General features: G+C 49.6%; 19 protein-coding genes. 16 read left to right on the top strand and 3 right to left on the bottom strand.

Features of this window, described 5'->3' with window-relative positions:
• Nucleotides 1-83: 83 nt before the first annotated feature.
• The 9 genes from NYE29_RS01400 (at nt 84) to NYE29_RS01360 (ending at nt 6,300) form a co-directional block, all read left to right on the top strand.
• On the top strand, nt 84-611 hold the full coding sequence (locus tag NYE29_RS01400; protein ID WP_038587886.1) for a YqeG family HAD IIIA-type phosphatase: 528 nt from the start codon (nt 84-86) through the stop codon (nt 609-611).
• Nucleotides 608-1,735: a ribosome biogenesis GTPase YqeH gene (yqeH, locus tag NYE29_RS01395; RefSeq protein ID WP_038587889.1), complete on the top strand. Its 1,128-nt coding sequence runs from the start codon at nt 608-610 to the stop codon at nt 1,733-1,735. Before NYE29_RS01400 ends, yqeH begins: the two co-directional genes overlap by 4 nt.
• Before the next feature lie 20 nt (nt 1,736-1,755).
• Nucleotides 1,756-2,646, top strand: coding sequence for a shikimate dehydrogenase (aroE, locus tag NYE29_RS01390; protein ID WP_340893982.1), 891 nt, complete (start codon nt 1,756-1,758; stop codon nt 2,644-2,646).
• Nucleotides 2,647-2,683: 37 nt separating this feature from the next.
• A complete protein-coding gene (gene yhbY / locus NYE29_RS01385) occupies nt 2,684-2,977 on the top strand; it encodes a ribosome assembly RNA-binding protein YhbY (protein WP_038587894.1) in 294 nt (97 codons plus the stop codon).
• 75 nt (nt 2,978-3,052) lie between these two features.
• Nucleotides 3,053-3,655 carry a nicotinate-nucleotide adenylyltransferase gene (locus NYE29_RS01380; protein ID WP_340893980.1) on the top strand — a complete coding sequence of 201 codons (603 nt, stop codon included), beginning with the start codon at nt 3,053-3,055 and terminating at the stop codon, nt 3,653-3,655.
• Nucleotides 3,627-4,202: a bis(5'-nucleosyl)-tetraphosphatase (symmetrical) YqeK gene (gene yqeK, locus NYE29_RS01375; RefSeq protein WP_340893979.1), complete on the top strand. Its 576-nt coding sequence runs from the start codon at nt 3,627-3,629 to the stop codon at nt 4,200-4,202. Before NYE29_RS01380 ends, yqeK begins: the two co-directional genes overlap by 29 nt.
• Entirely contained in the window at nt 4,202-4,549 is a 348-nt protein-coding gene (gene rsfS / locus NYE29_RS01370) for a ribosome silencing factor (RefSeq protein WP_038587902.1), read from the top strand. The genes yqeK and rsfS overlap by 1 nt, the downstream gene beginning before the upstream one ends.
• On the top strand, nt 4,546-5,478 hold the full coding sequence (locus NYE29_RS01365; RefSeq protein ID WP_340893978.1) for a CvfB family protein: 933 nt from the start codon (nt 4,546-4,548) through the stop codon (nt 5,476-5,478). Before rsfS ends, NYE29_RS01365 begins: the two co-directional genes overlap by 4 nt.
• Before the next feature lie 51 nt (nt 5,479-5,529).
• A complete protein-coding gene (locus tag NYE29_RS01360; RefSeq protein WP_038587906.1) occupies nt 5,530-6,300 on the top strand; it encodes a class I SAM-dependent DNA methyltransferase in 771 nt (256 codons plus the stop codon).
• Between the two features lie 115 nt (nt 6,301-6,415).
• Here the strand turns inward: NYE29_RS01360 and NYE29_RS01355 are convergent, their stop codons facing one another.
• Together NYE29_RS01355 and NYE29_RS01350 are read right to left on the bottom strand one after the other, a co-directional pair.
• The gene (locus NYE29_RS01355) at nt 6,416-6,574 is read right to left on the bottom strand and encodes a hypothetical protein (protein ID WP_038587909.1); all 159 of its coding nucleotides are present in this window, start codon (nt 6,572-6,574) and stop codon (nt 6,416-6,418) included.
• 144 nt (nt 6,575-6,718) lie between these two features.
• Nucleotides 6,719-7,675 (bottom strand): ArsR/SmtB family transcription factor, encoded by a 957-nt coding sequence (locus NYE29_RS01350; RefSeq protein ID WP_076110523.1) that lies wholly within the window; start codon nt 7,673-7,675, stop codon nt 6,719-6,721.
• A 359-nt stretch (nt 7,676-8,034) separates the two neighbouring features.
• On the opposite strand from NYE29_RS01350, the gene arfA reads away from it, so the two are divergent.
• The 6 genes from arfA to NYE29_RS01320 all read left to right on the top strand — a co-directional run bounded on the left by arfA (nt 8,035) and on the right by NYE29_RS01320 (nt 15,351).
• Nucleotides 8,035-9,552: an arabinosylfuranosidase ArfA gene (arfA, locus tag NYE29_RS01345; protein ID WP_445322145.1), complete on the top strand. Its 1,518-nt coding sequence runs from the start codon at nt 8,035-8,037 to the stop codon at nt 9,550-9,552.
• A 92-nt stretch (nt 9,553-9,644) separates the two neighbouring features.
• Nucleotides 9,645-10,892, top strand: a complete 1,248-nt coding sequence (locus NYE29_RS01340; RefSeq protein WP_076110525.1) for an extracellular solute-binding protein — start codon at nt 9,645-9,647, stop codon at nt 10,890-10,892.
• Between the two features lie 82 nt (nt 10,893-10,974).
• The gene (locus tag NYE29_RS01335) at nt 10,975-11,853 is read left to right on the top strand and encodes a carbohydrate ABC transporter permease (RefSeq protein WP_038587920.1); all 879 of its coding nucleotides are present in this window, start codon (nt 10,975-10,977) and stop codon (nt 11,851-11,853) included.
• A 78-nt stretch (nt 11,854-11,931) separates the two neighbouring features.
• Nucleotides 11,932-12,822: a carbohydrate ABC transporter permease gene (locus NYE29_RS01330; RefSeq protein ID WP_144024305.1), complete on the top strand. Its 891-nt coding sequence runs from the start codon at nt 11,932-11,934 to the stop codon at nt 12,820-12,822.
• A gap of 32 nt (nt 12,823-12,854) precedes the next feature.
• Entirely contained in the window at nt 12,855-14,333 is a 1,479-nt protein-coding gene (locus NYE29_RS01325) for an alpha-N-arabinofuranosidase (protein ID WP_340893975.1), read from the top strand.
• A 55-nt stretch (nt 14,334-14,388) separates the two neighbouring features.
• Complete coding sequence (locus tag NYE29_RS01320; RefSeq protein ID WP_340893973.1) at nt 14,389-15,351, top strand: glycoside hydrolase family 43 protein; 963 nt, start codon at nt 14,389-14,391, stop codon at nt 15,349-15,351.
• An 87-nt stretch (nt 15,352-15,438) separates the two neighbouring features.
• Here the strand turns inward: NYE29_RS01320 and NYE29_RS01315 are convergent, their stop codons facing one another.
• Nucleotides 15,439-16,326, bottom strand: a complete 888-nt coding sequence (locus tag NYE29_RS01315; protein ID WP_340893972.1) for an AraC family transcriptional regulator — start codon at nt 16,324-16,326, stop codon at nt 15,439-15,441.
• 365 nt (nt 16,327-16,691) lie between these two features.
• Between NYE29_RS01315 and NYE29_RS01310 the strand changes: the two genes are divergently transcribed.
• Nucleotides 16,692-18,320 (top strand): extracellular solute-binding protein, encoded by a 1,629-nt coding sequence (locus tag NYE29_RS01310; RefSeq protein ID WP_340893970.1) that lies wholly within the window; start codon nt 16,692-16,694, stop codon nt 18,318-18,320.
• Nucleotides 18,321-18,414 lie beyond the last annotated feature (94 nt).

Below are 18,414 nucleotides of genomic sequence, written 5' to 3'. Positions count from 1 at the left end.
GCAGTCCTAACATCGGTCGCAGATTCATTTGCGAAGCGCAAAGAGTATGATATAGTTTTTCGTATGAAATCGAGGTGAACGTATTGTTTGAAAGGTTGGTTCCAAAACTCCGGGTGAATACGGTATTTGATATTGGGCTGGAAGAGCTGTACAGCCGGGGATACCGCGGTATCATTACGGATCTGGATAACACGCTAGTCGGCGCCAAAGCGCCTCTGGCCACTCCGGAGCTGCTGTTATGGTTCGAGAAGGTGAAAGAGCTGGGCTTCAAGCTGATCATTGTGTCGAACAATAACATGGACCGGGTGTCACGCTTTGCAACGCCGCTTAATATTGAATTTGTACATCAGGCCCGCAAGCCGATCAATACGCCTTTCGTGAAGGCGATGAAGCTGATGGATCTGAAGCCGGAACAGACGATCGTAGTTGGCGATCAGATGCTTACGGATGTATTCGGCGGCAACCGGCTCGGCCTGTATACGGTACTGGTACTGCCCATCTCCGTGAAGGATGAAGGCATTGGAACAAGAATTAACCGCCGGATCGAGCAGATTGCCCTGACACGGCTTCGCAAGCAAGGATTGTGGCATGAGGAGGATAAACCCCAATGAATCAACAGAATGAAACACAGCGCCCTGTAAAATGTAGCGGCTGCGGTATTAAGCTGCAGACCGAAAAGAAGGATCTCCCGGGTTATATTCCGGAGGTTGCATTTGAACGGGAACCGGTTATCTGCCAGCGCTGTTTCCGCATCAAAAACTATAATGAAGCTTCTTCGGTATCCGTCGATCAGGATGAATTTCTTCACCTGCTCAGCGGAGTGGGCGAGAAGAACGCGCTTGTTGTGCATATTGTCGATCTCTTCGATTTCGAAGGCAGCCTGATTTCCGGCCTGCAGCGTTTTGTCGGCAATAATCCGGTTATTCTTGCAGTGAACAAATGTGATTTGCTGCCCAAGGTAACGAACTGGAACAAGCTGCGTAACTGGATGCAGCAGCGCTGCAAGGAGCATGGACTGCGGACTGCGGAGATTATACTCTGCAGCGCGAAGCGCAATCAAGGGTTCGAACGTTTGCTGGAAGCGGTGAATGAGCTTCGCGGACAGCGTGATGTCTATGTCGTTGGGGCAACCAACGTAGGCAAATCCACGCTGATTAACCGGCTTATTTCCGATTACAGCGATCTCGAGCAGGAATTGACGACCTCGCGTTATCCGGGAACGACTCTGGATACGGTCAAAATCCCGCTGGATGACGGCCACTATATCATTGATACTCCGGGAATTGTATATCCTTGGCGGTACAGTGAACTGGTGGAGCGCAAGGACCTCGGTGCCGTTATGCCGGAGAATCCGCTCAAACCTGCGGTATATCAGCTGAATGAAGGCCAGACGCTGTTCTTCGGCGGTCTGGGGCGTTTTGATTTCATTCAGGGTGCCCGGCAATCCTTCACCTGCTTCATCAGCACTACGCTCAAGATTCACCGTACGAAGCTGGAACGTGCGGATTCCCTGTATCAGGATCACCGCGGTGTGATGCTGGCTCCACCGGTAACTGCCGACATGGACAAGCTGCCGCAGTGGCAGCGTCATGAATTCCGGATCAGCCGGGGCAGCCAGACCGATCTGTTCATCTCCGGCTTGGGCTGGATCAAGGTGAACGGAACCGAAGGTGCTGTTGTGGCAGTTCACGTTCCGCGCGGCGTGAAGGTGGTTACCCGCCCTTCGCTGATCTGACGAAGGGAGGGACATTGCCTGTGACAAGTGCAAACGGAAATGACAGAAATACGGATCTGCTGCTTGGGGTGATGGGTGATCCGATTGCCCAGTCCAAATCCCCGATCATGCACGGGGCCGCGCTGAAAGCGCTGGGCATACAAGGGGCTTATGTCCCGCTTCATATTACCGGAGATCAGCTTGGCGATGCGGTGCAGGCCATCAAGACCCTCGGCTTTCGCGGAGTCAACGTAACCATACCGCATAAGGTTGCGGTGATGGAGTATCTGGACAAGCTGGATGAAAGTGCGGTTGCTGTCGGTGCAGTGAATACGATTGTCAATGACAACGGGGTACTCACAGGATTCAATACGGACGGCATCGGTTATGTCCGTTCACTGAAGGCGGAAGCGGTCCCCGATCTGTCCGGAACCCGTATTCTGGTAATCGGTGCCGGGGGCGCGGCTAGAGGAATTGTCAGCGCTCTGCTGGCCGAGAAGCCATATTCGGTTAAGATCGCTAACCGTACTGCCGGGAAGGCCGGGGAACTGGCGGCATTATTCCAGGGCCGGGGCAAGGTTGCCGGAGTGGGCATGGATGAAATCACGGAAGCGGCTAAGGATGCGGATATTGTAATCAATACCACATCTGTTGGAATGTTTCCCCATCCGGATGGCCTGCCGATGGATCCCGGACTGCTGCGTGAAGGGATGGTCGTAAGCGATCTTATCTACAATCCGCTACGTACCCGGCTGCTGCTCGAGGGCTTGAAGCGGGGCTGCACAATTCATGGGGGTCTGGGAATGTTCGTATATCAGGGCGCCTATGCGCTGGAGTATTGGACAGGGCAGGCTGCACCCGTGGATATTATGCGGCAGACGATTATCGACTGCCTCGGCGGCAGTGCCAGTGAAATGGAACCGCAAGTTTAGGGTAATAATATATGTTAATTAAGGGGTTTGTTCATTTATGTTAACTGGAAAACAAAAACGCTATCTCCGCTCTTTGGCTCATCATCTTGACGCTGTCTTTCAGGTCGGCAAAGGCGGTGTGAACGACCACCTGGTCCGTCACATTGAAGAAGCTATTGAAAAACGCGAGCTGATGAAGATCAGCGTGCTTAACAATAATGCGGATGACCCGAAGGAAATCGGTGCAGCTCTGGCTGAGCAGTCCGGCTCCGAGCTGGTGCAGGTTATCGGCAAAACCATCGTTCTTTACAAAGAGTCACGCGACAACAAAACGATTGAGCTTCCACGCTAGGAAAGCTGCACCTTGCGGCTGCCTTGCAGTCACATGGAGTCATTTCGCAGGAAGATAAGAGGAGGTAGGCCTCTCTTGAAAATTGGAATAATGGGAGGAACCTTTGATCCTCTTCACATAGGACATATGATGGCGGCGGAAACTGCGAGGGATACCTATTTGCTGGAAGAGGTCTGGTTTATGCCTTCGCATATCCCGCCCCATAAGCATGAAGCCGGAGCTTCGGGTACAGACCGGCTGGCGATGGTGCAGTGTGCGGTCGAGGACAATGAGTCTTTCCGCACGCTGGATTGGGAAGTCCTCAGAGGCGGCGTTTCCTATACACTCGAGACCGTGCGCAGCCTGCAGGAGGAATACCCGCACCATGAGTTTTATTTCATCATTGGTGCGGATATGGTGCAATATTTGCCGAAATGGCAGGGGATTGAAGAGCTTGTGCAGCGTCTGGCCTTTATCGGTGTGGGCCGTCCTGGCACTCCGCTGGATCTGGCAGCGCTGCCCGGCTATATCGCCGACAAGGTGCTGCTGGCGGACATGCCGCTGGTGGATATTTCGTCCACGATGCTCCGGGCGCGCTCCGCTGAAGGGAAATCGATCCGTTATATGGTACCGGACAAGGTTTTCGATTATGTGCAAAGGAGTGGATTGTATGGCCTACAGCCGGGAAGCGCTGATTGAAGCGGTCTCTTCGCAGATGCCTGATAAGCGCTGGCAGCATACCCTTGGCGTAATGGAATCCTCAGTGAAGCTGGCTGAGCGCTATGGTGCCGATCCTGCCCGTGCGGAGACAGCGGCGATTCTGCATGATGTGGCCAAATATTGGCCTGTGGAGAGAATGAAGGAAATTATTGAGCAGAATGGTCTGCCCTCCGAGCTGTTATCCTACGATAAGCAGCTGTGGCATGCGGAAGTGGGGGCATTTGTAGCGGAACGGGATTATGAAATTACCGATGCAGAAGTGCTGGGAGCCATACGCTATCATACTTCGGGCCGTGTAGGCATGAGCCTGCTGGAGAAGATTGTCTGCCTGGCCGATTATATCGAGCCCGGACGGGATTTTCCCGGTGTGGATGAAATACGCAGGCTTTCCAAAGTAAGTCTGGAGGAAGGGCTGATAGCCGGATTTGATTCGACGATCAGCCTGCTGCTGCAGAAGCGCCGGATTGTGTTTCCGTTAACGGTGCTGGCGCGTAATGATTTAGTAAGAATACTGGAGGATAAATAATGAGTGTACAATCAAGCAAGCTGCTGGAACTGACTTTAAAAGCTGTGGAAGATAAAAAAGCGATGAATGTTGTCGCGCTGGATCTGCGCAATGTTTCCCCAATCAGTGATTATTTCGTGATCTGTCACGGTAATTCCGATACCCAGGTGCAAGCGATTGCCACCGAAGTACGTAAGGTTGTTCATGAAGCAGGTGGTATGATCCGCGGAATCGAAGGCATGGACGCGGCGCGCTGGGTGCTGATGGATCTTGGCGATGTTGTTGTGCATGTGTTCCACCGCGATGAACGCGAATATTACAACATTGAGCGCCTGTGGTCTGACGCCAAGATTGTGGAGAACGTATGAGTCTGATTGCCGGAACTGTAGTTAAACTGGATGTACTCCGGGAAGTATCGCCTTACGGCTACTTCCTGGGTGCCGGTGATCAGGATGTTATGCTGCATTATACGGAGCTGGTTGGCAGCAAGCCCAAGCCGGGCGATAAAGTGGAAGTATTCATCTTCTTCGATACGGAAGACCGGCTCGCGGCAACAATGAAGAAGCCATTTCTGACACTTGGTGAAATGGCATTGCTGGAAGTCGCCGATATTCATCCCCGTCTCGGCTGCTTTCTGGAAATGGGACTTGGACGCCAGCTCCTGCTGCCGATCCGCGAGCTTCCTGAACTGATCGAGCTGCGCCCGCAGGTTGGTGACAAAGTATTTGTCATGATGGAGCACGATAAGCAGGGGCGTCTACGTGCCAAGCTGGCCGGTGAACAGGAGCTTGCTCCGCTGGCGCTTCCTGCGCCAACCTCATGGATGGGGCAAATGGTGACCGCAAGAGCATACAAGCCGCTGCAAATGGGCACCTTCGTGCTTGTGGACGGCGGAGTGCTGGGCTTCGGCATTATCGGAATGGTTCATTCCTCGGAACGCAGCCGTCTGCTGCGTCTGGGCGAGCAGTTTGAAGCCCGGGTCTCACATATCCGCGAGGATGGCCGGGTCAACCTTTCCATGACCCACCGGAAGGAAGTGGGACGTGATGTGGATTCCGCTGCCTTGCTGGACTTTCTGAATTCCCGACCGGGCGGTGCCATGCCGTATTCGGATGCCACGCCTCCGGATATTATCAAGCAGCGCTTCGGCATCAGCAAGTCAGCCTTCAAACGGGCGATGGGCAAGCTGATGAAGGAAGGCCTTATTACCCAGAAGGAGAATTGGACCTACCTTGCAGGCAAGGAAGACACAGCTCCGGATGAGAATCAGGGCGATGAAGGAACAACGGAGAATTAAGCGGTTATGACAGCATTTGATTACAGGTAATTATAGAAAGCGGTGTGCGCAGTGTCTTCCTATGGGAAATTTGCATATGTATACGACGAGCTTATGGCCGATATGCCATATCCGGATTGGCTGGAGTTTGCGGAAACCGCCTGGAAGCTGCACGGAAAGCCGCTCACCGTGGCGGAACTCGGCTGCGGAACCGGCAGCATTACCATTCCGCTTGCCGCATCAGGGTATCATATGACGGGCATTGATCTCTCTTCCGACATGCTGTCTGTGGCGCAAAAGAAGCTGGAGGAGCATCCGCAGGGCCGCAGGTTCTTGCGGGAGGGCAGTGTGCGCTGGGTAAGGCAAAATATGAAGGAATGGGAGCTGCCGGAACCGGTGGATTCCGTTATTTCTTTCTGTGATTGCCTCAACTATGTACTGGAAGAGCAGGACGTTCAGGCGGTTTTCGCCAGCACCTTTGCCGGTCTTAAGCCGGGAGGAACCTTTCTGTTTGACGTGCATCATCCCAATACATTGATCCGTTACGAGGAAGAGCAGCCCTTTTTCATGAATGAGCCCTCCATATCGTATATTTGGACCAGTGAGCTGGATGTGCCGCGGCGGGAAATTGAGCATCATCTGTCTATCTTTGTTCGTGAAGAGGAACGGGGGGATCTGTACCGCCGTTTTGAGGAGACTCATGTTCAGCGGGCTTATGATCCGGAGTGGATGACAGCGGAACTGCTGAAAGCTGGGTTCAGTGATGTGAAGACCTATGCCGACTTCGAATGGGTAGAGGCGGATGACAGTGCCCAGCGGCTGTTTTATGTAGCAGTGAAATAAACTATATGCTTATGTGGGTCCTTGCCTGGAGGGTGAGGGCCTTTTTGCGTCTAATCCGATTGTTCCGATAAGGAACCGGCCCGTACTTAAGCAAGGGCCGGCATCTTCCAACCTTTTACCGGTGCTCAAACAAATCGATCGCGCCTAAGACAATATGCGCCAGACCAAAGCCAAGCACGCCGGTTGCGGCCAGCTTGTATTTGCTTCCCAGAAAAGCTGCGCCGGAAGCGGAAACTACGGTACCAAGAACGGCAGGGATCAGACCTTCACGCATATGAAACACTCCTTCTCGGTTGTATGGGAGACATCGGTTAGTGTGGGTTAAGCCGATAACAATTATACAGGCAGGAAATGCTTCACATAGACATGAAAAAAAGACCATCTTCTGGGCTAGCCGCCCGGGATGGTCCTTATGTGCTTACTCGCTTATTGTCATGGAAACACAGCTGCCAACTTCTTCAACCTCATGTACATTATAAAGCACGCGGGCCATCAGATCCTGGCTGTAATTGCCGAAATGCTTGCCGTAAATGGTCAGTCCGCGTTTGTTGACCGGCTTGTCGGTAACGGCAATGCGGAAGGTCAGCTCGCTTTTGTAGTCCAGCTTAATATCATCAAGGGTAATGTCCGAAATGCGGCAGCCGTCGATAAAGCTTCCTTCATTGTTGATCCGGATCAGTTTGAGCATGCCGTATTGATTCAGGTGAGGAGGCCACCAGTCTGGATTAAAGGTACCGCGCTGATCCCCAAAGTCTCCGGGACTGGTCCAGTAACCGATTTCGATGCCGTTTACATAAAAGTAGAGGTCTGAAGGATAGTTATCGCTGAAACCGGGAGCCTCTGAGCCAATTTCCATGGAGAACTGAATTTCACGGAAGGTCTGATTGGCCTTAAGATAGTTCGGAATGCGGTATTCCAGGAATCCTTCAGCCATCCAGATAATCTCCGAATCAATCCGCTGGGGATCTGCGAAATAGCGCGGCTCGTCGAAGTCACCGATAATGCTGTCCTTGGTGGCCAGCCCGCAGGTAGGAACAGCCTGATAGTTGCTGTAATGGCCAACCTGAATCTCAACTTCATACAGGTTGTCGACATCCTTGCTGCGGAGATCAACCATCAGCTTATCTTTATTAAGGTAACAGACTTTCTGAATGCCATGTTTGCCTACAGAAGTATTAATTTCGATCAGGCCGCTCTCTTCCAGCTTCTTGATATGCATCGTGATGGCGCCATTGCTGAGATTCAGCTTCTTGGCGATTTCATTCAGGTTGAGTGCCTGATTGGTGGCAAGCAGCTCAAGGATCTGGATGCGAATCTCGGAGCTCAGTGCCTTGAAAATATCAATGCCACTCATTAGATCTTTAATATAAATCATTGTACAATACCTTCCTCCGCGGACGTCATGAAAGACTGTTTTATAAAATTATAAACTAATTGAGGTAAAAAGGAAAGACTTCTTCCTTTATTTGTGTAATACAATTAAATTTAAGTCATTTTTTAAGCTAATAAGTCCTTTGATTCATATAATTATAAATATACTTTAGTGAAATAAGATGAAAAAGACCTATTATTTTCTGAAAACAGCCTTAAATTCATTTTGTTTTGAATACATATAAAAAGGTTTATACTTTTATATTTACATGAAGGCTTATATATGTTATTTTATATCTGTAAGCGAATACATTCAAATGTTTTTTAATTAATTAATAAAAATGTGAAATGGAAGTGATGAGATTGTCGGCAGACACATTAAGAGCGACGCTTATCGCCGATAAGTCCTTTGTTATCGCTGAAGTGGATAAACGGATTTACGGCTCCTTTATTGAACATTTAGGCCGTGCAGTATATGGCGGAATTTATGAGCCTGGTCATCCCAGCTCCAATTCGCTTGGCTTCAGAGGTGATGTGAAATCACTGGTCAAGGAACTGGGTGTACCGATTATCCGTTATCCCGGAGGGAATTTTGTATCCGGCTACAATTGGGAAGATGGCGTAGGTCCGGTAGAACAGCGTCCGAAGCGGCTGGAGCTGGCCTGGAGAACTATTGAACCTAATGAGGTAGGTACGAATGAATTCATGAGCTGGGCCAAGGAAGTAGGCTCAGAGGTGATGATGGCTGTCAATTTGGGTACGAGAGGTATTGATGCCGCACGTAACTTGCTGGAGTACTGCAATCATCCCGGCGGAACCTACTGGAGTGATTTGCGCCGCAATCATGGTGTGGAGCAGCCGCATAAGATCAGAACCTGGTGCCTCGGCAATGAAATGGATGGACCGTGGCAGATCGGCCAGAAGACAGCTGCCGAATATGGCAGACTGGCTTATGAAACCGGCAAGGCGATGCGCCTGGTTGATCCGGAGATAGAGCTGGTTTCCTGTGGAAGCTCAAGCTCAGCGATGCCGACTTTCCCTGAATGGGAAGCGGTAACTCTAGAACATACTTATGATGTTGCCGATTATGTTTCCCTTCATCAATATTATGGAAACCGGGACAACGATTCTGCCAATTTCCTGGCACGCAGCATGGACCTGGAGCATTTCATCCGCACCGTAACGGCCACCTGCGATTACATCAAAGCCAAGAAGCGCAGCAAGAAAACGATGTATCTCAGCTTTGACGAATGGAATGTCTGGTACCACTCCAATGAGTCGGATACGAAGATTGAGCCTTGGACAGTAGGTCCGCCGCAGCTTGAGGATCATTATAATTTTGAAGATGCCCTGCTGATCGGCAGTATGCTCATTACCTTCCTCAGACATGCGGACCGTGTGAAGATGGCTTGTCTGGCACAGCTTGTAAACGTAATTGCACCCATTATGACAGAAGCGGGTGGAGCAGCCTGGAAGCAGACAATCTTCTATCCATACCTGCATACCTCCAAATACGGGCGCGGCGTTTCGCTTCAGCCGATTGTCAATTCGCCGAAATATGACGCTCAGGACTATACCGATGTTCCATATCTCGACAGTGCCCTTGTGTATAATGAGGAAGCCGATGAGCTAACGATCTTCGCCATTAACCGGCATTTGGAAGAAGCACTGCATTTAAAATGCGATGTGCGCGGATTTGAGGGCTACCGGTTAATCGAACATATTGAGCTCCAGCATGAGGATCTGAAAGCGGTTAATACAGCCAAGGAAGAACATGTGAAACCAAGACAAGCAACCGGAACCGAATGCAAGGATGGTTTTGTAGAGACTCTGCTGTCCAAGGCCTCATGGAATGTGATTCGTTTAGGCAAGGTGAACTGATCTTGGGTTCCCTGGCAGGCAACAAACTGAGTTCATTGTTTGCAAAAACATTTTTGTAGATGATTTACTAATTTAATTATTAGGAGGAGAAAGTGTTGAAGAAAAAGTGGGGTTTTTCGGCATTAGCACTTGTTCTATCATTATCGACGGTATTGGCAGGCTGCGGGAAAGATGATTCAAAGACAATAACCTTCTGGACGCCGCTGACCGGTGATGACGGTGCCTATATGGACCAGCTTGTTAAAGATTACAATGCTACCAATCCAGAGATAAAGGTGAAGCATGTAATTACCGCGGATATGTATACCAAAATTTCGACGGTTCTGAACTCCGGCAAAGGCGTGCCTGACTTGGCTATTATCCACGCTGACCGTGTACCGGGTTATGTGAAGCAAGGAACACTTGAGCCAATGACTGCAGTAACAACTGCTCAGCCTGAAATTAAACAAGACAATTACCTGCCGCAAGCGTGGTCAACAGGTACAATAGATGGAACTCAATATACAGTGCCTCTCGATATTCACAGTAATGTTATGTACTACAATAAAGATTTGCTTAAGAAATATGGTGCGGAATCCTTCCTTGACGACAATGTGGTGACGATAGATGAAATGCTGTCGCTGAAAGGCAAATTGGCTGAAGGCGACTTTGTGGTCAACGATGCCCTGCTGGGCTGGGTTATCCTCGGGCAAGTTCAGAACCTTGGCGGAGATATCCAGGAGAACGGAAAACCTGCTGTAAACACACCGGTGATGAAACAAGCTTTTGAAAATGTTAAAAAGATCAACGATGCCGGTCTGATGACACCGTTTGGTGAAGACGGATACCTGATGTTCCAATCGGGCAATGTATTGTTCTCCACAGACGGCACATGGAGCTCCACAGCGCATGCCGGAGTTGAAGGCCTCAATTTCGGAGTAACCAACGTATATTCCAACACGGCTGACAAGTTCACGAACAGATCCTCTTCGCACTTGTTCTCCATGTTCAAGAATAAAGACAGATCTGAAGAAAAGGTAGCCGGAATCGGTAATTTCCTGGAGTTCATCCGTCAGAATTCCATTGAATGGGCCAAAGCCGGACAGACCGTAGCAAGTAAAAAAGTTATTGAGAGCCCTGAGTATAAGGATTACATGCAGTCCTTCTTTACTTCGAATGAGAAAGAGATTGAATCCCTCTACATCTACACTTATGAATACTATCCATATATTGCAGAAGCAGTGGATACGTATTGCGGAGATATCGTCCGCGGCAACGTAGATATTGATGAAACTCTTCAGACCATGCAGAAATTTGTAGAAGATAAAATCGCTGAGGGCACAAGCGGAGCAGCGAAGTAATAAAAGGAAGCGGAAATGATTGCATAAAGCAATGTGCCGGAATACGGCACATTGCTTTATGCCAAAGGAGAAAAGAATGCCTATGAAAAAGAAACTTAATTTGGCGCCTGTTTTCTTTGTAGGTCCACATGTCATCTTATTTGCTGTATTTATTTTACTGCCCACGATCTACGGGATTTACGCTTCCTTTACTAAATGGAATCTGATGAATGATCCGGTCTGGGTAGGTTTAGACAACTACAAGACCATTTTGTTTGACAACAGTTCCACCTTTCATACCCAATTCAACAACGGGCTTAAGAACACATTGATTTTTGTGCTGCTCAGTGTTCCGCTGTTGATTGTGATTCCGCTGCTTGTTGCCGTTGCACTGGAACATAAGAAAGTCAAAGGGAAAAGCCTGATCCAGTCCATCATCTACATTCCGGGCCTTATTTCCATATCTGCAGGCGCGCTGATTTGGCTGCTGCTCTTTAACAAGCAGCTCGGAATGGCGGGGAATGTGTTCGGCTCAGACGTATCCTGGCCGGCCAATCAGCCATATGCGTGGATTATCATTATTATCATTACAGTCTGGGGCGGCGTCGGGGGCAATATGATTATTTACCGTGCCTCCATAAGCGGTGTGGCACAGGATCTGTATGAATCGGCGGAAATAGACGGGGCAGGACCCGTCCGCAGATTCACGAGTATTACATTGCCTTCCATTCGTTTTCCGCTCATCTATACCTTTGTCATGACTACTGCCGGAGCCTTTAACGTATTCGGGCAGCCGCTCATGATGACCGACGGCGGACCACGGCAGAGCACGCATGTACTCATGATGTATATTCGTCAACTGGCGTTCGGCAACGGGGAATCCATTGCGGGAATGGCATCGGCGATGGCGGTGTTGCTGGGACTTATAATCCTGGTCATCTCGGCTCTGCAATATTATGTGATGAACCGGAATGCAGCTTAACACTCGATAAGACAATGGACCAGCAATGGAAATTGAAAAGGCAGGTGTACCCGTATGTCAAACCAAGCGGCACAACAAATGGATAATAGTCCGCTTCTTAATGGACAAAACGCAGGGAAAAGAAAAGGCTCCGGCATCAGTATCTCTAAATATCTCTCCTATCTCTTCTTAATTATTCTCTGCATTATTTGGATCGTTCCTGTTATTTTCGGAATCACTACCTCCTTCCGGTCGCAAACCGAGGTGGTCAGCTCCGGGTTCAGAATGTTCCCGAAAGAGTGGATTTTTGACAACTATATTGCGATTTTGGAAAACACCTCTACCGCACCAATCTTGCGCTGGCTGATGAACTCACTGCTTATTGCCACAATGCATACTCTTTTGGTGGTTGTGGTAATCTCCATTACCGGATATGGCTATTCGCGGATGAAATTTAAAGGCAGAGACACGCTCTTTTTCACCCTGCTCGGTATTTCGTTCTTCCCGGGTGTCGTGAATCTGATTCCTTCCTACAAAATTATTGATGCTCTGGGCTGGGTTAATACCTCCTGGGCAATGGTAATCCCCGGACTCGCGGGTATGGGGAATATCTTTTTGGTCAGACAGTTTATGAACGGCATTCCGAAGGAACTCGACGAATCGGCCCATGTCGATGGTGCGAGCCATTACAGAATTTACATGTCGATTATCGTGCCGCTGATCAAGCCGGTATTGATCGTGTGTGCCCTGTTCTCGTTCACCGGATCCTGGAATGACTTCCTGTGGCCGGTAATCGTATTCACGGATGTTGACAAAATGCCGGTTACTGCCGGACTGTTGTTGCTGCAGGATATTTATGGAAATTACCGGATGATCGGACAGCTCATGGGTTCGGCGATTCTCGCTATCATTCCTACGCTGCTGCTGTTCGTGTTCGCGCAGAAATACTTTGTACAATCGATTAATTTGAATTCAGGGATAAAGGGCTAAATAAAAAAACATTAGCCAAGGAGAGAGAAACTATGACTGCAAAGCTTGTGATTCACGCTGACCTGCCCAAAAGCAAAATCAACAAAAATATATATGGGCATTTCGCAGAACATTTGGGCAGATGCATTTACGAAGGTCTGTGGGTAGGCGAGGATTCGCCGATTCCCAATACGGACGGCATCCGCAATGACGTCATCGAAGCGCTGAAGAAACTGGACATTCCGGTGCTGCGCTGGCCGGGTGGCTGTTTTGCCGATGAATATCATTGGAAAGACGGAATTGGACCGAGGGAAGGCCGCAAGCGGATGGTTAATACGCACTGGGGCGGTGTAGTGGAGAATAATCATTTCGGTACCCATGAATTTTTCCGCCTGTGTGAGCTGCTGGAATGCGAACCGTACATTTGCGGCAACGTAGGCAGCGGTACGGTTCAGGAAATGTCGGAATGGGTCGAGTATATGACCTTTGACGGCGAATCGCCAATGGCGGACTGGCGCAGGGAGAACGGAAGAGAACAGCCCTGGAAACTTAAATACTTCGGCGTCGGCAATGAGAATTGGGGCTGCGGCGGCAATATGCGTCCCGAATACTATGCGGACCTGTACCGGCGCTATCAGACCTATTCCAGAAATTACGGGGATAACCGGCTGTACAAAATTGCCGGTGGAGCGAATGTGGACGACTACAACTGGACGGAAGTATTAATGCGGGAAGCCGGCCGTTTCATGGATGGCCTCAGCCTGCATTCCTATACGATCCCCGGCAGTTGGGAAGAGAAACGCCAGGCGCTCGGGTTCGACGAAGCTGAATGGTTCGAAACGATGCAGAAGTCACTTCATATGGATGAGCTCATTACCCGACATTCGGCCATTATGGATCAGTATGACCCGGAGAAGCGGGTAGGATTAATTATAGATGAGTGGGGGACCTGGTTCCTGAGCGAGCCCGGAACGAACCCGGGGTTCCTGTACCAGCAGAACACTTTGAGAGATGCGCTGGTAGCAGGCATCCATCTCAATATTTTTCAGAATCACAGCAGCCGGGTGCAGATGGCCAATATTGCACAGATGGTAAATGTCCTGCAGGCGCTGGTCCTGACCGAAGGCGATAAATTACTGCTAACCCCTACGTATCATGTGTTTGAGATGTATAAGGTGCATCAGGATAATGAATTGCTCGAGGTTGCCTTTGAGAGTCCGCAATACACCAGCGGCGGGGTTGCTATTTCACAGCTTAGCGTATCTGCTTCACGTGACGGGGAAGGCAAGATCTATGTGTCGATCTGCAACTTGAGCCATGAGGACGGTGCAACTCTCAGCTTTGGTATCGGTGGCGCGGCGCCAACCCGGGTAACCGGGCAAATTCTGACGCATACGGAGCTTGGTGCACATAACACGTTCCAGACGCCAGACAAGGTAGCGCCGTCTGTCTATGAAGCTGCAGCTTTGGAGGATGGAGTACTGAACTGTGTCCTTCCGCCTGCGTCTGTAGTTGTACTTACTTTGGAGTAGAGAAGCAGCGAATTCATTCTTTATATTTACTGATCAGATCAAAGGAGAAACCATTATGAACACAAATAGAGAATACAGCAATCCGCTTGTGGAACAGCGCGCTGATCCATGGGTGTATAAACATGCTGATGGCTATTATTACTTCACCGCCTCCGTGCCGGAATATGACCGGATCGAGGTGCGCCGGTCGGAGACCATTGAAGGACTTACTGAAGCCGTGCCGGTTGTAGCCTGGCGGAAATATGAGACGGGACCGCTAAGCGCGAATATATGGGCGCCTGAAATTCATTATATTGACGGGAAATGGTACATTTATTTTGCCGCTGCCCGTACAACCGAAACGAACGAGGGCTTGTTCGATCACCGTATGTTTGCCCTGGAGAACGAATCGGCCAATCCGCTCGAAGGCACATGGGTAGAGAAAGGCCAGGTGAAAACAGCCTGGGAGTCCTTTGCCCTGGACGCGACTACGTTCCAGCACAAGGGAGTGCTGTATTATGTATGGGCGCAGAAGGACCCTGAAATTCCAGGGAACTCCAACCTGTATATTTCCGAAATGAGCAACCCCTGGACCTTGACCGGCCCCCAGACCATGATTGCGACACCTGAGTATTCCTGGGAGAAAATTGGCTTCAGTGTAAATGAAGGCGCAGCGGTACTGAAACGTAACGGCCGCATATTCATGAGCTTCTCGGCCAGTGCTACCGATTACAATTACTGCATGGGCCTGCTGGATGCCGATGAAGACAGCGATCTGCTGGATGCTGCATCTTGGACTAAACATCCCGAGCCTGTGTTCAAGACCAGTGAAGAGAACGGACAATACGGTCCGGGACACAACAGCTTCACTGTGAATGAGCAAGGTGAAGATGTGCTGATCTACCATGCCCGCAATTATAAAGAAATTACCGGCGATCCGCTTTATGACCCGAACCGTCATACCCGTGCACAGGTGCTGTATTGGAACGAAGACGGCACACCTAACTTCGGCCTGCCCGTGAAGGACAGCAGTAAGTAAGGTTCTGAACTGAGCAACTGCAAACCAACAAAGAGTCCAGGAATCCCGTATAACCATGGGTGCCTGGACTCTTTGCTGTTGGTGTGTTCACTCATAAAAAAGCAGCCGTTTGGCGTAGGCGTTCCGGAAATCCGTGGGCGTTAAGCCTACGATCTTCTTGAAGGACTTCATGAAGTTATGGCAGTCCTTGTAGCCAAGCTGCTGTGAGACCTCGCTTACATTCTGGTTGGTGTCCGACAGGAGGAATTTGGCCAGCTCCATCTTTTGCTGCAAAATATACTGCTTCAGGGAGATGCCCGAAATCCGGGTGAAGAGATGGGATAAATACTTTTCGTTATAACCGAAGTAGGTGGCGATCTGCGATACCTTAATATGCTCACTTCTGCTCCACTTGATATAGTCCACGATGTCATTGTACAGCTGTTCCTGCTTGTTTTTTTTGGCGGGATTATGTTCAGTGTGAAAGACCTGGTTGTACAGCTCGCACAAAATGACCGTGGACATATAGTTATTGAGTGTCTTTTGATTGTAGCCCCGGACCGAATCCTGAAGCTGCTTCATCATGACAATGATTTTCTCGAGACTTTTCAAGGTTCCGTACTGGGGAAGCAGCAGTTTGTTGTCCTCCCTGTTTCGGGGATGGGTGGAGATGTCGGTAATGCTGATCCCGTCCTGGGACTTGAAGTGAAGCCAGTAAAAGCTGCATTCCGAAGCCTTATATCCGTACTGTTTGGTAGAGGGGGGCAGAAGCAGATACTCTCCCTTGGAGACAACAAAATGCTGCTGGTCTCCCGCCAGGTACAATACCCCCTCGGTCATGACGATAAGCTCGTAATCCTGCAAAATTCTGCTTAAGTGAATCCAATCGGAGGAGGGGGCGATAAATTTGCCTGTGATCTCCAAATCGACCGGCGTATCTACGATCAGCTCGAAAGCAATCATCCGCTTGTCCCCTTTAATCTGACTTTTGTACACTCTCGCGTACTCTTATTATTAAGGAAAGCTGCCCCGAAGTAAAGCGCTTACCACTTAAAAATGTTTAGATAATTGATAACCTTTTCACACATATTCGAACTTTAAACTATTTATCCAAATTTAAAACAAGCGTAAGCTAGAGATAACAAAACGACGTTCCAAAGGAAGGAGAGGGATGGAAAGTCTCATAAATCTGCTTAGATTCCCGGAGATTCTGATCTCTATTTTTAAAATTGCATTTGAAAGCGGATACAATATGATGATATGTGTATTTGGATTTCAGTTTCATTTGGTTAATTTTAGATATTCATGAAGTATATCATCTTTTTCCTGCTATGATCGAACAGAAAAAGGGAGGATACAAAATGAAAAAAATTCTAGTGGGTCTGCTCGTGCTGCTGTTCAGTGCAGCAACGGTGTCCGGGTGCTCAGGCGGCAACAATACAAATACAAATACAGAGGCTGCCGGTACAGGCAACACAGGCAAGAAGGTTAAGCTTACCGCCATCATGACCAAACATCCGTTAACTCAGGAATTCTCCAAAATGAAATGGCTGCAGGAAGCCCAAGAACGGGCCGGGGTTGAAATTGAGTGGCAGGAGGTCACGGCGGACTGGGATCAGAAAAAAGGCACGCTGCTGGCCAGCGGAGATATTCCCGACCTGATCGTAGGCGTCAACTCCATCACCGATGCCGATTTCTCGCAGTTCCCGGGGTTGTTCGAGGACATGACCGGGCTGATCAAAGAATACGGCCCTAACGTGCAGGCCATGTTCGACGCCAAGCCGGAGACCAAGGTAATTGCCACACAGCTCGATGGTAAAATCTACGGCCTGCCTAAATATCAAAGATTCTGGCCGGAAACGACCACACGCCAGTTCATCAACCAAAAGTGGCTGGATAACCTGGGCCTGCAAATGCCGACCAACTGGGATGAATTATACGATGTATTGAAAGCGTTCAAGGATGAAGACGCCAACGGAAACGGCGATCCGGGCGACGAAATTCCTATGGACTTTGCGCCTACAGGAACTGTAGCGTTTGGAGCTTTCATGCCTACGGTGCTGCTGGGCAGTGAAGGTATTACACTGACGGATAACAGCGGACTCGGCTATTTTGTGGAGGACGGACAGGTGAAGAACTTCTTCACGGATGAACGCTACAAAACGCTGGTAACTTTCCTGAATAAATGCTTCAGCGCAGGACTTATCAATCCCGAGGTGTTCACCCAGGACTACACCAAATTCCAATCCGTCGCCCGGGGCAACGGGGACACGGCGGCTGTCGGCTTCACCTGGGGCTGGGAAGTGACCGACAGAGTCGGCAATGCGCTGGCTCCGCAGTATACTTCGATGTCACCTCTGAAAGTGTCAGCCGGTTCAACCAGCAAGATTTCCTGGAGCTATGACTATAATTCGCTGAACTATGGGGTCAACACTGTGCAAATGTCCGCCAAATCCAAACACAAGGAAGCGGCCATGAAGTTCATTAATGAGCTGTATGATCCTACGGTAAGTATGCAGGTACTGTTCGGCTCGCTTGGCACTAACATTGGCGACAACAGGGACGGAACCTACACTATTTTGCCTCCAACAGATACGGCGATGGACCCGGGCACCTGGAAGTGGACCTCATCCTGGGCGGATAACGGGGCAATGTATATTGCGGATTCCCTGAAGCTGACGCTGGGGACGGATATGCAGTCCGTCGGTAAACAGACCGAACCGCTTAAGGCGGCTCTAGACGCCATCAACAAGGATACGGATGTGCTGCCAAGCATGTTTATCAAATACAGTGCAGCGGACAACAACGCGATGAGTCTTAACAATACGAGCATGATGTCTCTGGCCCTCTCGAAGTGGTCGCAATGGATCACCAAGGGCGGCATTGATTCGGAATGGGATGCTTATGTGAAAAACATTGAGAAGACCGGTGTCTCCAAAAATATTGGGATCATACAGAAATATTACGATGATTACAAGAGCAATCAATAAGCAGCAAGCGCAGACCCTAAGAGAAACTGAGTCCGGAAGAAGCCGTGCCGGGGGACTTAAGGCATCCGTTCTTCCGGCTCCTTAATGGGAGTGA

Origin of the sequence: Paenibacillus sp. FSL M7-1046 (genome assembly GCF_038007405.1) — a bacterium.
Taxonomy (GTDB): domain Bacteria; phylum Bacillota; class Bacilli; order Paenibacillales; family Paenibacillaceae; genus Paenibacillus_AQ.
Note: the sequence above shows the minus strand (reverse complement) of the source record. Positions and strands in the feature narration are given on the sequence as shown.